Source organism: Streptomyces sp. HUAS 15-9, assembly GCF_025642155.1.
GTDB lineage: Bacteria > Actinomycetota > Actinomycetes > Streptomycetales > Streptomycetaceae > Streptomyces.
Map to the genome: position 1 here is coordinate 5,511,382 of NZ_CP106798.1, position 15,033 is coordinate 5,526,414.

General features: G+C 68.9%; 13 protein-coding genes and 1 pseudogene. 6 read left to right on the forward strand and 8 right to left on the reverse strand.

What is annotated here, in order from left to right; translation table 11 throughout:
• Both N8I87_RS25560 and trhA read right to left on the reverse strand, forming a co-directional pair.
• Nucleotides 1–1,575, reverse strand: coding sequence for an MFS transporter (locus N8I87_RS25560; RefSeq protein WP_263212080.1), 1,575 nt, complete (start codon nt 1,573–1,575; stop codon nt 1–3).
• A gap of 110 nt (nt 1,576–1,685) precedes the next feature.
• Complete coding sequence (trhA, locus tag N8I87_RS25565) at nt 1,686–2,399, reverse strand: PAQR family membrane homeostasis protein TrhA (RefSeq protein ID WP_263212082.1); 714 nt, start codon at nt 2,397–2,399, stop codon at nt 1,686–1,688.
• Nucleotides 2,400–2,750: 351 nt separating this feature from the next.
• Between trhA and N8I87_RS25570 the strand changes: the two genes are divergently transcribed.
• Complete coding sequence (locus N8I87_RS25570; RefSeq protein ID WP_263212084.1) at nt 2,751–4,574, forward strand: phosphoenolpyruvate carboxykinase (GTP); 1,824 nt, start codon at nt 2,751–2,753, stop codon at nt 4,572–4,574.
• 199 nt (nt 4,575–4,773) lie between these two features.
• Here the strand turns inward: N8I87_RS25570 and N8I87_RS25575 are convergent, their stop codons facing one another.
• Nucleotides 4,774–5,202, reverse strand: a complete 429-nt coding sequence (locus N8I87_RS25575; protein WP_263212086.1) for a GtrA family protein — start codon at nt 5,200–5,202, stop codon at nt 4,774–4,776.
• A 129-nt stretch (nt 5,203–5,331) separates the two neighbouring features.
• Between N8I87_RS25575 and N8I87_RS25580 the strand changes: the two genes are divergently transcribed.
• Complete coding sequence (locus N8I87_RS25580; RefSeq protein WP_263212088.1) at nt 5,332–6,378, forward strand: glycosyltransferase family 2 protein; 1,047 nt, start codon at nt 5,332–5,334, stop codon at nt 6,376–6,378.
• 46 nt (nt 6,379–6,424) lie between these two features.
• On the opposite strand, the gene N8I87_RS25585 is transcribed toward N8I87_RS25580, so the two are convergent.
• Entirely contained in the window at nt 6,425–7,705 is a 1,281-nt protein-coding gene (locus tag N8I87_RS25585) for a hypothetical protein (protein WP_263212089.1), read from the reverse strand.
• 138 nt (nt 7,706–7,843) lie between these two features.
• On the opposite strand from N8I87_RS25585, the gene rfbA reads away from it, so the two are divergent.
• Complete coding sequence (gene rfbA, locus N8I87_RS25590; protein WP_263212091.1) at nt 7,844–8,773, forward strand: glucose-1-phosphate thymidylyltransferase RfbA; 930 nt, start codon at nt 7,844–7,846, stop codon at nt 8,771–8,773.
• Between the two features lie 30 nt (nt 8,774–8,803).
• Nucleotides 8,804–9,448: a dTDP-4-dehydrorhamnose 3,5-epimerase family protein gene (locus tag N8I87_RS25595; RefSeq protein WP_263212093.1), complete on the forward strand. Its 645-nt coding sequence runs from the start codon at nt 8,804–8,806 to the stop codon at nt 9,446–9,448.
• 184 nt (nt 9,449–9,632) lie between these two features.
• Here N8I87_RS25595 and N8I87_RS25600 read toward each other — a convergent pair whose 3' ends face one another.
• Nucleotides 9,633–10,079, reverse strand: coding sequence for a hypothetical protein (locus N8I87_RS25600; protein WP_263212095.1), 447 nt, complete (start codon nt 10,077–10,079; stop codon nt 9,633–9,635).
• A gap of 399 nt (nt 10,080–10,478) precedes the next feature.
• Here N8I87_RS25600 and rfbB point away from each other — a divergent pair, with 399 nt between their 5' ends.
• Nucleotides 10,479–11,453 carry a dTDP-glucose 4,6-dehydratase gene (gene rfbB, locus N8I87_RS25605; RefSeq protein WP_263212097.1) on the forward strand — a complete coding sequence of 325 codons (975 nt, stop codon included), beginning with the start codon at nt 10,479–10,481 and terminating at the stop codon, nt 11,451–11,453.
• A pseudogene (rfbD, locus tag N8I87_RS25610) lies at nt 11,450–12,359 on the forward strand (dTDP-4-dehydrorhamnose reductase). The gene rfbB and the pseudogene rfbD overlap by 4 nt, the downstream one beginning before the upstream one ends.
• A 55-nt stretch (nt 12,360–12,414) precedes the next feature.
• On the opposite strand, the gene N8I87_RS25615 reads toward rfbD, so the two are convergent.
• The 3 genes from N8I87_RS25615 to N8I87_RS25625 are packed head-to-tail and all read right to left on the reverse strand — an operon-like array spanning nt 12,415 to nt 14,965.
• The gene (locus tag N8I87_RS25615; protein WP_263212099.1) at nt 12,415–13,011 is read right to left on the reverse strand and encodes a tetratricopeptide repeat protein; all 597 of its coding nucleotides are present in this window, start codon (nt 13,009–13,011) and stop codon (nt 12,415–12,417) included.
• Between the two features lie 51 nt (nt 13,012–13,062).
• Nucleotides 13,063–14,337 (reverse strand): glycosyltransferase, encoded by a 1,275-nt coding sequence (locus N8I87_RS25620; protein ID WP_263212100.1) that lies wholly within the window; start codon nt 14,335–14,337, stop codon nt 13,063–13,065.
• 52 nt (nt 14,338–14,389) lie between these two features.
• Nucleotides 14,390–14,965: a tetratricopeptide repeat protein gene (locus N8I87_RS25625; RefSeq protein ID WP_263212101.1), complete on the reverse strand. Its 576-nt coding sequence runs from the start codon at nt 14,963–14,965 to the stop codon at nt 14,390–14,392.
• Nucleotides 14,966–15,033: the final 68 nt, after the last annotated feature.

Below are 15,033 nucleotides of genomic sequence, written 5' to 3' on the forward strand. Positions count from 1 at the left end.
TCATTCTCCGGTATCCGTGACGGAGGTGGCCATGGCCCGGTCCTCCTCCCGCGGCGTGGCGCGCCCGCCCGGCGCGCTCGGCAGGAACGCGGCCGCCAGCAGTGCGGAGACCAGCGAGGCGATGCCGCACACCAGCAGGACCAGGGTCATGCCGTGCACATACGCGGCGTCGGCGGAGGCGGCGAGACGGGCCGCGCCGGGGCCAGCCTTCTCGGCGATCAGGTGCGCGGCGACCACGGAGTCCCCGGCGGTGTCGGCGGCCCGCGCGGGCAGCCCGGTGACGTCGAGCCGGTCGCGGAAGGTGCCCGCGAGCAGGCTGCCGAGCAGGGCGATGCCGACCGCGGAGCCGACCTGGCGCAACGTCATCAGCAGCCCGGAGCCGCTGCCGGCGCGGTCGGCGGGCAGCGCGGCCAGGGCGCCGTCCATCGCCGGGACGACCGAGAAGCCGAAGCCGACGCCCGCGACGGAGAGCCACAGCGCGGTGAAGCCGTAGCCGGAGTCGACCGTCGTACGGCTGCCGAGGAGCGCGGCGAAGGCGAGGACGACCAGGCCCGCGCTCACCACGGCCCGCGCGCCGAACCGCTTGACGACGGGCTGTGCGGCCTTCGCGGCGACCATCAGACCGCCCATCATCGGCAGCAGCCGTACCCCGGTGCCCAGGGCGTCATGGCCGAGGACGGCCTGGAGGTACGGCGGCAGGACGAACATCAGGCCGGAGAGCACGAACATCACCAGGGTCGCGGCGACGGTGTTGAGCAGAAAGCCGCGCTGGGCGAGCAAGGACATGTCGAGCATGGGCCGTACGGCCGTGCGCTCGCGCAGGACGAGTCCGGTGAGCAGCACGGCGGCCGCCGCGAACAGACAGAGGACCAGGGTGTCGCCCCAGCCGCGGTTGGGCGCCTCGATGATCGCGTAGACGAGGGCGGCCAGCCCGGACGCGGTCAGCGCGGTGGAGACGGCGTCGACCTTGGGCGAGGCCGGGTCGCGGGTCTCGGGCAGCAGGAGGACACAGGCCGCGACGCCGATGGCGACCATCGGGACGTTGACCAGGAACACCGAGCCCCACCAGAAGTGGTTCAGCAGGAACCCGCCGATGATCGGGCCGAGCGGCAGACCGAGCGCCGAGGCGGCCGAGATGATCCCGACGGCCTTGGTGCGCTCGTCCGGACCGAAGAGCGAGGGCAGCACGGACAGGGCGAGCGGCATGACCAGCGCCCCGCCGACGCCCATCACCGCGCGGGCGGCGACGACCCAGTTCACATCGCCGGCCAGGGTGCCGACGAGCGATCCTGCCAGAAAGACCAGGAGCCCGGCGATCAGCATCCGGCGCCGCCCGAACCGGTCGCCGAGCAGGCCCGCCGGCAGCATCAGCGCCGCGAAGACGACGACGTACGAGTCCGCCATCCACTGCTGTTCACCGGTGCTCGCGCCGAGCTGCTCCGCCATCGTCGGCAGCGCGACATTGAGGATCGTCATGTCGAAGCCGAGCACCAGCATGCTCGCGACCAGGGCCCCGAGGGCCCACCAGCGGCGGGGGTCGTGCCGCGCTTCCTCCGCAAGGGTGACAGTAGCCATGAAATGAGAGTAACTCTCAAAATCGAGAAACTGTCAATGGAGTGCGGATGTCAGACCACACAAAAATGGCCACGGCTCGCAAGCCGTGGCCACTGGAGGGGGTGAGGGGTCTACGCGTGCTGGTACGCCACCAGGGAGATGCCGACGTAGTGGACGACGAAGGCGGCCAGGGTGAAGGAGTGGAACACCTCGTGGAAGCCGAACCAGCGCGGTGACGGGTTGGGGCGCTTGATCCCGTAGATCACCCCGCCCGCGCTGTACAGCAGGCCACCCACGATCACCAGGACCAGGACGGCGATGCCGCCCGCGCGCATGAAGTCCGGCAGGAAGAAGACCGCCGCCCAGCCCATGGCGAGGTAGCAGGGGGTGTAGAGCCAGCGCGGGGCGCCGACCCAGAAGACCCGGAAGACGATCCCGGCGGCCGCGGCCGCCCAGATGCCCCACAGCAGCCACTGCCCCTTGGCGCCCGGCAGCAGCAGCATGGTCAGCGGGGTGTAGGTGCCCGCGATGATCAGGAAGATATTGGCGTGATCCAGCCTGCGCAGGATGCCGTCCATCCGCGGGCTCCAGTTGCCCCGGTGGTACAGCGCGCTCACGCCGAACAGCAGACATGCCGTCAGGACGTAGATGCCGCAGGCCAGGCGCCCGCGGGGGGAGTCGGCGAGGGCGGTGAGCACCAGTCCCGCGACGAGTACGGCCGGAAACATGCCGAGATGGAGCCAGCCCCGGAGCTTGGGCTTGACCGGGTGCGGCAGGGAGAGCGCGACGGGACCGCGGCCGGCGGCGGGCGGGTCCGTGGGCGCGTCGGGGGCGGACGCAGTCATGAGTGAATCGTACCTACGGAACCGTAAGTTACGGGCCGCTCCGGCTCGATGGCGGGTCGATAGTGGCCATCATCTCACGCGTGCGTGCGCTCACGCCGCCGTCGTACCCGGCCGCGACCTGCAAACCCCGGCAACGCAAAAAGACCTTCAGGCGAACCCAACGTGCACGCAAAGGAACGCGGTAAGCGTGGTCTTCCTCACGTCGCTCACCTGTGATGCGCTCTGGACATATGCGCACTACCATCAGATGATCAAATGAGTGCGGTCGGCACCGGATGAGCGGCTACGAAGCGTCCGGGCCGCGGCCCCCACGGGGCAGACAAGGACAAAATCCCTCATTTAGGAGCAATCGTGGCGCGCGACATCGCGGCTCCCCCCGTCACCCCCACCCACCACCAGGAACTGATCTCGTGGGTCAACGAGATCGCCGAACTGACCCAGCCGGACAACGTGGTCTGGTGTGACGGATCCGAGGCCGAGTACGAGCGACTCTGCGACGAGCTCGTCACCAAGGGCACCTTCAAGAAGCTGGACCCGGTCAAGCGCCCCCACTCCTACTACGCGGCCTCCGACCCGACCGACGTCGCCCGCGTCGAGGACCGGACCTTCATCTGCTCCGAGAAGGAGGAGGACGCCGGCCCCACGAACCACTGGATGGCCCCCGCCGAGATGCGCGAGGTCTTCTCCGGCGAGAAGGGCGTCTTCCGCGGCTCGATGCGCGGCCGCACCATGTACGTCGTCCCGTTCTGCATGGGTCCGCTGGGCTCGAAGCTCTCCGCGATCGGCGTCGAGATCACCGACTCCGCCTACGTCGCGGTCTCCATGCGCACGATGACGCGCATGGGCCAGGCCGTCCTCGACGAGCTCGGCACCGACGGCTTCTTCGTCAAGGCCGTGCACTCGGTCGGCGCCCCGCTGGAGGAGGGCCAGGCCGACGTGCCGTGGCCGTGCAACCAGACCAAGTACATCTCGCACTTCCCCGAGAGCCGCGAGATCTGGTCCTACGGCTCCGGCTACGGCGGCAACGCGCTGCTCGGCAAGAAGTGCTACGCGTTGCGCATCGCCTCCGTCATGGCGCGTGACGAGGGCTGGCTGGCCGAGCACATGCTGATCCTCAAGCTCACCCCGCCGCAGGGCGAGTCGAAGTACGTCGTCGCGGCCTTCCCGAGCGCCTGCGGCAAGACGAACCTCTCCATGCTCGACCCGACCATCTCCGGCTGGACCGTGGAGACGATCGGCGACGACATCGCGTGGATGCGCTTCGGCGAGGACGGACGCCTGTACGCCATCAACCCGGAGGCGGGCTTCTTCGGCGTCGCGCCGGGCACCGGCGAGCACACCAACGCCAACGCGATCAAGACCCTGTGGGGCAACTCGATCTTCACCAACGTCGCCCTCACCGACGACGGTGACGTGTGGTGGGAGGGCCTCACCGAGGAGACCCCTGCCCACCTCACCGACTGGAAGGGCCGCGACTGGACGCCCGAGTCCGCCGAGCCGGCCGCCCACCCCAACTCCCGCTTCACCGTCCCGGCGGCGCAGTGCCCGATCATCGCGCCGGAGTGGGAGGACCCGAAGGGCGTGCCGATCTCGGCGATCCTGTTCGGCGGCCGCCGGGCCAGCGCGGTGCCGCTGGTGACGGAGTCCTTCGACTGGAACCACGGTGTGTTCCTGGGCGCCAACGTCGCCTCCGAGAAGACCGCCGCCGCCGAGGGCAAGGTCGGCGAGCTGCGCCGCGACCCCTTTGCGATGCTGCCCTTCTGCGGCTACAACATGGGCGACTACATGGCCCACTGGATCGACGTGGCCAAGGACAAGGACCAGTCCAAGCTGCCGAAGATCTACTACGTCAACTGGTTCCGCAAGAACGACGCGGGCAAGTTCGTCTGGCCGGGCTTCGGTGAGAACAGCCGCGTCCTGAAGTGGATCGTGGAGCGCCTCGACGGCAAGGCCGAGGGCGTGGAGACCCCCATCGGCATCCTGCCGAGCAAGGCGGCCCTCGACACCAACGGGCTCGAACTGGCCGACTCCGACCTGGACTTCCTCCTTACGGTGGACAAGGAGGTCTGGCGCGAGGAGGCGGCGCTGGTCCCCGAGCACCTCAACACCTTCGGCGACCACACCCCGAAGGAACTGTGGGACCAGTACCGGGCGCTGGTCGAGCGCCTGGGCTGAGGCCCGTACGAAAAGACTCCGCGGCTGGTCCTCGGATGCCCTGACCAGCGATCGTCACGGCCGGCCGCGGTGACAGCACCATGAAGAAGGGCCCGGGGCCCGCACCGTACAACGGCGTACGGGGCGGGCCCCGGGCCCGTTTTCCATGGAGTCGGGGTTCTCTTCAGCCACGGTCGTCTGGAGGCACGGTCCTCTGGAGTCAGGGTCCTCTGAAGACCCACAGCCGCAGCAGCGCGAAGCGAAGCGCCGTCGCGGCGGCGTTGGCCACGATCAGGGCGGCGACCTCCACCCGTGTCCCGTCCTCCAGGGTCCGGTGCAGCACGGCGAGGGCCCCGCTGCTCAGCGCGAGCCCGGCGAAGAAGGCCACCAGCCCCTGGAGTTGATGCCGGGCGGCCCCGTCCGTGCCGCGCACCCGGAAGGTGAACCGGCGGTTGGCGGCGGTGTTCGCCACGGCCGTGACCAGCAGCGCGACCAGATTGGCGGACTGGGCGTCGAGCACCGGCCGCAGCGCCGTGTACAGGCCCAGATACGCGGCGGTGGACAGCACGCCGATGATCGCGAACACCGGCAGCTGCCGGGCGACCCCGGTCTCGGCCGCGGTGGCGGCGGTCTCGGTGGAGTTAGGCATCGATTACGGCACCCGGGGTTCGAGAACGTGTGTCTGACACACACTGAAACAACCCCAGACAGTACCGTATGCGAGCAAATCGGGCGCATTATTGCGTCGCCCCGCTCGAGAATGGGCTGGCATCTCCGAATGATTGATGTGCTCCGCGACCCCGCTGACCGGCTCGAGCCGGCCGTCGAACTGTCGGTCGTGATTCCGATGTTCAACGAGGAAGAGGCATTGCCGGCGCTGGTGGGGCGGCTGCGGCCGGTGCTGGACGCTACGGGCGAGCTGTACGAGGTCGTCGCGGTGGACGACGGCTCCACGGACCGGACGGTCGAACTGCTGCTGGAGCTACGGGACGACTGGCCGCAGCTGCGGATGGTACGACTGCGCCGCAACAGCGGACACCAGGCCGCGCTGACCGCCGGCCTGCACCACGCTCGCGGCCGCTACGCCGCGAGCCTCGACGCCGATCTCCAGGACCCCCCGGAGAAGATCCCCGAGATGCTCGACCTGGCCCGCTCCCGGCACCTGGACATCGTCTACGGAGTACGCGCCAACCGCTCCACCGACACCGGTTTCAAGCGCCACACCGCCGGGGCCTACTACTGGCTCATGCGCCGCATGGTCGGCAACCACGTCCCCGCCCAGGCCGGCGACTTCCGCCTGCTGTCGCGCAACGTCCTCGACGCCCTGAAGGCCCTGCCCGACCAGCCACAGGTGTACCGGCTCCTGGTGCCCTGGTTCGGTTTCCCCAGCGGAGAGGTCACCTACCACCGCGACGAACGCGTCGCCGGCCACACCAAGTACCCCCTGCGCAAGATGATCCTGCTGGCGGTCGACAGCATCATCAGCTTCTCCGTGGCCCCGCTGCGCCTGGCCACCTGGCTCGGCACCCTCGCCTTCTTCGTCTGCCTCGGCACGCTCGTGTACACGCTGGCCGTGTACACGGCGGGCAACACCACCCCCGGCTGGGCCTCCCTGATCATCGCCGTGCTCTTCATCGGCGCCGTCCAGCTCATCTGCCTGGGTGTGCTCGGCGAGTACATCGGCCGTGTCTACTCCGCCGTCCAGCAACGCCCGACCTACTTCGTCGCCGACGACACCGGCGCGGCGCGCACCCCGGTGCGGGGCATCCCCTGGCCGGGCCCGCGACGCGGCCACGGGACCCGGCAGGACTACTTCGGCGGCTAGGGCCTGCGGGAGAGCCCCCCCGTAAGACCGGGGGCCTTCGGGGCCGCTACGTCCGGGCCGGCTCGGCCGTGGTGCCGCCGGCGACCGGCTGGCTGGGCACGGTCGGCGCCTGGGGCTCGCGGCGGAACTCCTGGACCGTCGTCCGGAGCGCAATCACCAAGGCCAGCAGCATCAGCGCGCCGTGCGCGGGCATCGACAGATACGGAGCCACGTCCGGGGCCATGATCGTCAGATAGCTGCCGTACGAGGCGAGCTGCACCAGCACCGGCACACACCAAAGCTGCCGGGGCAGTCGGCACGCGGCCATCACGGTGAGCACGTCCGCGGCGTAGAAATACCGCTCGTGCATCGAGGGCAGCAGGAACGGCACCACGATCGCGGAGCAGGTGGCCAGCAGCACGATCCGGGTGTCCGTGAGTCCCGGCACGCGAAGGCCGGAGTCCGGCACGCCCTGGCGGCGGCGCCGCAGGGACCAGACCGCCATCCCCATCAGGAGCGACACAAGCACCCCCGCGACCAGAATGCCCGCGCTGCGCACGGGGTCGGTGTCACCGGGCACCGACACGAACTGGTATACGGACGGCGCGTTGATGGTCAGGGTGTGGTACTTGTCCGTCTGCTGGGCGTAGACCGTCAGTAGCCGCCCCGGGTCGGCGCCGAGCACGAGGGCCGGGACGTCGAGTGCAAGGTACGCCGCGGGAACGGCGAGCAGACACCGCCACGGCACCCGTCCCACCAGCACCAGTACGAGCAGGCAGGGGAAGAGGAAGACGGCCTGGAACTTGAACGCCAGCGCGATCCCGAAGAACGTGCACGCCCACCACGGCCGGTCGCGCAGCACGTGGTAGATCCCACCGACCAGGAAGGCCGTGTAGAGGGCGTCGCACTGCCCCCACCACGCGCTGTTGGTGACGACGGTGGGCAGGAAGAGCACGACCGCGCCCGCGCCGAGGGCCGCCCAGCGGCGCGTGGGCCGGAACAGGCACACAATCCGGAAGGTGTAGTACGCCAGCGCCAGGTCGAAAGGGATCGAGACCCACTTGATGCCCACCAGCGACGACAGCGGCAGGTAGGTCAGCGCGGCCATCAGATAGAGGTAGGGGACGTTGTAGTCCGAGAAGCTGGGGTCGGCGAGAGCGTGGAACCCGCCGTGGCTCACGATGTGCCAGTACCAGGGCTCGAGAAAGGTGACATAGTCGCCCGACTCGCGGGGCAGCAGAGGCATACGGACCAAGACGGCCACCGTCACCGTGACGTACGCGGCCAGTGCCAGCAACGTCGAATCGGTGGTGTGCCGGCGGGGGGCCTCGGCGGCTGTGTCGGGCATTCCGGACTCCGTTCAGGTCGCGCTCGATCGCGCCGCCCGGAGGGCATCCGGGGCGCGACGGCGATCAGTATGTCCGAAACATTCCTTGGTGATGTGTAACAACCCGGTATTTACCGGCAATTCGCCTATGGTGCTGCCATGCGTGGAATTCTTCTGGCCGGGGGCACCGGTTCGCGACTGTGGCCACTGACCCGCTCGGTGTCGAAGCAGTTGCTGCCGGTTTTCGACAAGCCGATGGTCTATTACCCGCTTTCCACACTGGTGATGGCCGGTGTGCGCGAGATCCTTGTCATCACCACCCCCGAAGACCAGTACCAGTTCCGTCGTTTGCTCGGCGACGGCGGTCAACTCGGCCTGCGCCTCGCATACATGGCGCAGGAGCGCCCGGAGGGCATCGCCCAGGCCTTCCTCCTGGGAGCCGACTTCATCGGTGACGAGTCGGTGGCCCTGATCCTGGGCGACAACATCTTCTACGGAAGTGGCCTCGGCACCCGGCTGGCCCGCCACGACGACCTCGAGGGCGGCACGGTGTTCGCCTACCCGGTCGCCAATCCCTCGGCCTACGGCGTCGTGGAGTTCGACGAGTCGGGCCGGGCCCTGTCCATCGAGGAGAAGCCGGCCCGCCCGAAGTCCCGCTACGCCGTGCCCGGCCTCTACTTCTACGACCGCCACGTCGTGGAGGTCGCCCGCGGTCTGCGCCCCAGCGCCCGGGGCGAGTTGGAGATCTCCGACCTCAACCGCGTCTATCTGGACTCCGGGACGCTCCGGGTCACCCGACTGGACCGGGGCACCGCATGGCTGGACACCGGGACCTTCACCTCCCTGATGCAGGCGTCGGAGTTCGTCCGGGTGATCGAGGAGCGCCAGGGCTTCAAGGTCGGGTGCGTGGAGGAAGCGGTGTGGCGCGCCGGCCTGATCGATGACGACCGGCTCAGGGAACTGGCCCGGCCCCTGCTCAAGAGCGGATACGGCCACTACCTGCTCGGGCTGCTGGAGGACTACAGGCATGCCGTCGTGCCGCAGAGAGGCGGCGCGGCGCACCACGAGGCACCGATGGGCCGTCCCTGAACCGAACGCGCGTCGGAAAGGAGCATCCACATGGAGCCACTTGGCATCGAAGGGGCCTGGGTGGACACGCCCAAGGTGTTCATGGATACCAGGGGCAGATTCCATGAGTGGTTCAAGGGGGAACGGTTTCGCGATTCCGTCGGCCACGGACTCCGACTTGAGCAGGCCAACTGCTCGCGCTCCGTTCTCGGCACTCTCCGCGGCATCCACTACGCGTCGGTGCCACCGGGCCAGGCCAAGTTCGTCACCTGCGTCAGCGGCGCCGTCCTCGACGTGGTGGTCGACATCCGCGTCGGCTCTTCGACCTTCGGGAAATGGGAAGCGGTCAGGCTCGACGACACGACGCACCGCTGCGTCTATGTCTCGGAGGGACTGGGCCATGGCTTCATGGCACTGGAGGACAATTCCACCGTCGTCTACCTCTGTTCAGCGGGATATGCGCCGCACCGTGAATACGGGATCAACCCGCTCGACCCCGATCTGGCCATCGCCTGGCCCGAGGAACTCGCCCCGCACCTTTCCGACAAGGACACGGCCGCGCCCACGCTGGAGGAGGCCGGGCGACAAGGTCTGCTGCCTTCTTTCGAGGACTGCGTCGCGTATCGCCGAGGGCTCGCCGACGGAGTCCGCCAGGAAGACCCGGAAAAAGCAGGTTCATTGAGGCCGCACGGGTGATCCTTACGCAACTCGTGGCGTGACCCGTGACCTTTCAATTGCCGCGAGTTTAAGAATGGATTCGTCCGTAGCCAGAGGCGACGTGACTCGCATGCGAAAAAGCGCACCGGATGCGCGCGCTTGCGGTCTGACTCCCTCCCAGTTACTGAGGAAGGTTCTCTTGAACCGTAGAACGATCCGAAGTTCACGCCTGAGGTCCGCCACGCTGGTGTCCGCGGGCGCTCTCGCGGTGGCGCTCAACGTTGGGCAGAGCTCGGTGGCCATCGCCGACGCGATCCACAGGTCGAGCTCCGCTCCCCATGCGGCGACCACCACCAGCACGCACGAAGAGCAGGCCGCCGGCAGGGGCGGCGACCGGGGCCCTCAGGGTCCGCGGGGCCATGACGGCAAGCCGGGCAAGCAGGGCCCGCAGGGCGCTCAGGGCGCGCAGGGTGCCCAGGGCGGGCAGGGGCCGCAGGGTCCGAGGGGCCCGCAGGGTCCGCAGGGTGCTCAGGGTGCTCAGGGTGCTCAGGGCGCCCAGGGTGCTCAGGGCGCCCAGGGTGCGCAAGGTGCCCAGGGTGCCCAGGGTGCTCAGGGTGCTCAGGGTGCTCAGGGAGCCCAGGGCGCGACCATCCACACGTACGTCGTCCACGACACGTTCACTGTCGCCGATGGGGGGGTGACTGTCTTCTGCCTGCCCGGCGACGAAGCCACCGGCGGCGGATTCAATGGACCTGCCCCCGTCGTCGAGACCAGCAGGCCCATCCCCAGCTCCACAGGAGTCACTCCCATCGGGTGGCAGGTGACCATCCCACCTGGTGTCGCGCTGCCGCCGACTGCCCCGCCCACGTTCGACGCCTACGTGGTCTGCAACAACCTGTAACCCCACGCGAGCGGTGGCGCGCTACTGGCCACCCGCTTCCGTAGAGAATGAGCGACGGTGCCCCCGAGGCTTCGGCCTCGCGGGCACCGTCCGCTTTGTGTCCGCGCCCGCGATCCGGCGTCTGACGCTTCGGTGCCGGCCCCGGGCGACAGAAAGACTCGGAGAACCATGCGCATCCTTGTGACCGGCGGTGCTGGATTCATCGGTTCGGAATTCGTCCGCCGACAACTGAATTCGGATCCGGCAACGCGGATCACCGTCCTCGACAAACTCACCTATTCGGGGGTCGAGGCCAATCTGGCAGCGGTGGTGCGGCACCCGGGACACACCTTCGTCCGGGGCGACATCTGTGACCCGGATGTGGTCGACCAGGTGATGGCGGGCCAGGACGCGGTGGTCCATTTCGCCGCCGAGTCGCACGTGGACCGGTCGATCGACGGGGCCGGTCCTTTCGTGCGCAGCAATGTGATGGGCACGCAGGTGCTCCTGGACGCGGCCCACCGGCACGGTGTCGGCCGCTTCGTCCATGTCTCCACCGACGAGGTCTACGGCTCGATCGGCGAAGGCTCATGGACCGAGGACCGGCCCCTGGTGCCGAACTCCCCCTACTCCGCGTCCAAGGCCGGCTCCGACCTGCTGGCCCTCGCCCACCACCGCACCCACGGCCTGGACGTCGTGATCACCCGGTGCTCCAACAACTACGGGCCGTACCAGTTCCCCGAGAAGGTCGTCCCGCTCTTCATCACCAACCTCATCGACGGGAAGACGGTCCCCCTGTACGGAGACGGCCGCAACATCCGCGACTGGGTGCACGTGTCCGACCACTGCCGGGGCATCGACCTGGTCCTGCACGGCGGCAGGGCCGGGGAGGTCTACAACATCGGCGGCGGGACCGAGCTGAGCAACCACAAGCTCACCGGCCTGCTGCTGGACGCGGTCGGCGCGGGCTGGGACCGGGTCGAGTACGTCGCCGACCGCAAGGGCCACGACCTGCGCTACTCACTGGACGACAGCAAGATCCGCGAGCACCTCGGTTACGTCCCGCAGGTGTCCTTCACCGAGGGCCTGGCCGACACGGTCGCCTGGTACCGCGCACACCGCTCCTGGTGGGAGCCGCTCAAGAAGAGGGCCGCGCCGCGATGACCACGAGCTGGCTGGTGACCGGCGCGCGCGGCCTCCTCGGCCAGGACGTGCTGGCCGAGCTCGCCACCGATCCGGACGCCATGGTGACGGGACTGAGCCGCGACCGGCTCGACATCACCGACCCCACAGCCGTCCGCGCCGCCGTCGCCGGTCACCGAGTGGTCGTCAACTGTGCCGCATGGACGGACGTCGACGGCGCCGAGCGGTCCGAGGCGGCGGCCACGGCCGTGAACGGCACGGGCGTCCGGCACCTCGCACGCGCCTGCGCCGACAGCGGCGCGTTTCTGCTCCACGTCTCCACCGACTATGTGTTCCCGGGCGACGCCCGCCGACCGTACCCCGAGGACGCGCCGACGGGGCCCGTCAACGCGTACGGGCGAAGCAAGCTCGCGGGGGAGCGGGCGGTCCTCGAACTGCTGCCGCACACCGGCTACGTCGTGCGCACCGCCTGGCTCTACGGCGCACACGGCCCGAACTTCGTGGCCACCATGCTGGAACTCGCCACCCGGCACGCGACCTTGGACGTGGTGGCCGACCAGCACGGCCAGCCGACCTGGTCCCGGGCCCCCGCCCGGCAGCTGATCGCCCTCGGCCGGGCCGCGCCGGCCGGACGGGCGCCACGGCGTCTACCACGGCACGGCGGCCGACCGCACCACCTGGTGCGGTCTGGCGCGTGAGACCTTCCGGCTCAGCGGCCTCGATCCCGAGCGGATCCGCCCGGTCGGCTCGGACAAGTTCCCGCGTCCGGCCGCCCGCCCGGCCTTCGGCGTCCTCGGCCACGACAACTGGCCGCGGGCCGGCCTCGCCCCGCTCGCGCCTTGGGACGACCAGCTGGCGGCCGCCCTGAAGGAACCGGCGTTCACCGACCTGGCCGCCGCGGCACGCGCGAGCGCCCGCCCCAGGTAGAAGGCGCCCTGCGGAACCGGACGGTCCGCAGGGCGCCCTACGCGCCGTCGGCCACTCATCGAGAAGATCGGCTCACGGAATCCCGGAACTCCTTTGGCACTTGGGACAGCAGTCCGTGCTCGATCTCGACCACATGACGGTACACGTCCACGGCCTCGTCCTTGCGGTGCTGCTCCGTCAGCAGGAAACCCAGCTGCATCTGGACCGCGGTGCCCTTCGGATCGGCGGCGACGGCACGTCTCAAGAGCTCGATGGCCCGGTCGGGATCGCTCGACCTCAGCAGATTCGCCTCGCTGTAGAGGGCGGACATGAAGGACGGATCGGAGTCCAGAGCCTTCTCGTACGCGGCACGGGCCTCCGCCGTCCTGCCGTTCTGCTGCTCGATGAGGCCGAGGCCGTACCAGGCCTGCTTGTTCCCGGGATCCAGTTCGAGCACATGCCGGTAGTCCCGGGCGGCGCCCTGGGAATCCTGGTGCGACTGGTGGTCGAGCGCGGACTGCAACAGCGCGTTCGTCTGCTCGTTGTTCCGGGTCGCCGATGCGTGCTTGGATTCCGACGGCACGGTTGACGGAGACGGAAGCGCCCAGACGGTCACCCCGGCGGCGACCGCCACCGTCACGACGAGCCCTGCCCACAAACTCCTACGTGTCACTTTGTCCCATCTCATGGACTGGTGGTGGATGGATTCACGGATTCACGGGGGTCAGACCAGGAGCTTTCCGCCGTGCCGCGCGGTGCCGTCCTTCATCGCGATGAGGTTGGCGACCACGTACGAGATGTCGTTCTTGGAGTGCCACTCGCTCGGGAAGTAGGTGACCAGGCGCGATGACTGGAACCGGGCCTCGAGGTCCGGCACGAAGGCGCGGTACTGGTCGTCCGTGTAGTACCAGAACGAGTTCTCGTTGTAGTAGGCGGTGTGTGTCGGGTCCTGGTACGCGCCACGGCCGTCGGAGCTGGGCGTCATGGTGAGGAGCATGCCGCCGGGCGCCAGCAGCCGGTACAGCTCGTTGATCAGCGGCACCTTCGCGGGCACGTACTCGAGGAAGTCCACCGCCCGCATCAGGCCGACGGAGCCGTCGGGCAGGTCCAGCTTCCCGGGCAGGGTCGCGACGATGTCGACCCCGTCTCCCGGCCGCCGGTCCACGCCGACGTACCCCGGCGGTTTCCGGCGGGCCGCGCCGAGGTCCAGCGCGATCAGTCCGCGCCGGTAGGTCCAGGCGAGGGCGTTGGCCTCGATGTACTTGTCATACAGGGCGACCGTCTCGCGCTGGATGTGCGCGTTGATCTCCGGGTCGCGCTGGGTGTTCCCGGGGTGCACCCGCTGGAGGTAGAGGCAGCGGTTGATGTGGTGGAAGTCGCCGATGTGGAAGAGGCGGCACATCAGGTCCTGGTCGTCCAGCACCGTGCGCGCGGCGTCGTACCCGCCGGCCTTCTCGTAGCTCTCCTTGCGGAACGCCCGTACGTGGTTGGGCGCGTACCAGATGTAGGCGACGTTGTGCGGGGTCGGCGCCAGCGAGACGACCTGCAGCAGCTTGCGGCCGTCGACCTTCACCTCCTCGTACTGCCAGCCGAACGTCTCGTCGAAGCGGCTGTCGTCCCGCTTCCCGTCCTCGTCGATCTGCGCGGTGTTGCTGTAGACGAAGACGGCGTCGGGATGCTCGTCGAACGCCTTGCCGAGCTCCGCCAGGCACGCCTTCGCGAGCAGGTCGTCGTGGTCGAGTTCCACGAGGATCTCGCCGCGCGCCAGTTCGCAGGCCCTGCGCTTCGCGGCACCCACGCCGTCGACGTCGTCCGCGATCTCGATGCGGACCCGGTCGTCGGGCCGCTCCGGCCGCCACCGGGCGCCGTTGTTGAGCAGGACGATCCACTCCCAGTCCGAACAGGTCTGTGCCTGCAGGGTCGCCAGGCACTCATCGAGGAAACGGGGCCGGTGGCTGGGGGTGAAGACGGAGAACCTCGGTGTCGCGGTCGACGTCATCTGTTGCTCCCTGCTTGGCTCGATGTCGGTGAGAGGGTTGCGGAGTCGGGAATCACCGGAATTCCTCCGGCACTTGGGACCAAAGTGAGGGATCGGCGGTGATTGCGCGACGGAACTCGTCCGCGGCGTCTTTGTCACGTTTCTGCAGCGCCCGGATTCGGCCGAGGTGCAGATGTGCCGTGCCCGCACGGGGATCGGCGGCAATGACACGCTTCAGGAGTTCGCCGGCCTGGTCGGGATCGCTCGACTCCACCAGCAGCGCCTCGTTGAAGAGAGCCGACGGGAACGCCGGGTCGATCTTCAGGGCCTTGTCGTAGGCCGCGCGGGCATCGGCCGCCCGGCCGGCCTGGTGCGCCATGACTCCCAGGTTGTACCAGGCGTACTTGTTCTGCGGGTCCAGCTCCAGGACGCGCCGGTAGGTGCGGTCGGCCCCTTCGACGTCATGGTTCTGCTGCTGCGTAATTCCGGCCTGCAAAAGCGTATCGGCGTCCCGCAGATTCTGGTCCGCCGATGACGGAGCCTTGGCATCCGCGGGCGCTGCCGAGTAGGAAAGAATCGCCCACGACGTCACTCCGGTGGCAACCGCAGCCACAGCGAAGAGCCCCACCAACAATTGCCTACGTTTCACTTTGTCACATCTCGTGGAATAGTGAGGGACGATGGGATGTCGGAGTCCGAACCACCGTCATTTCCACC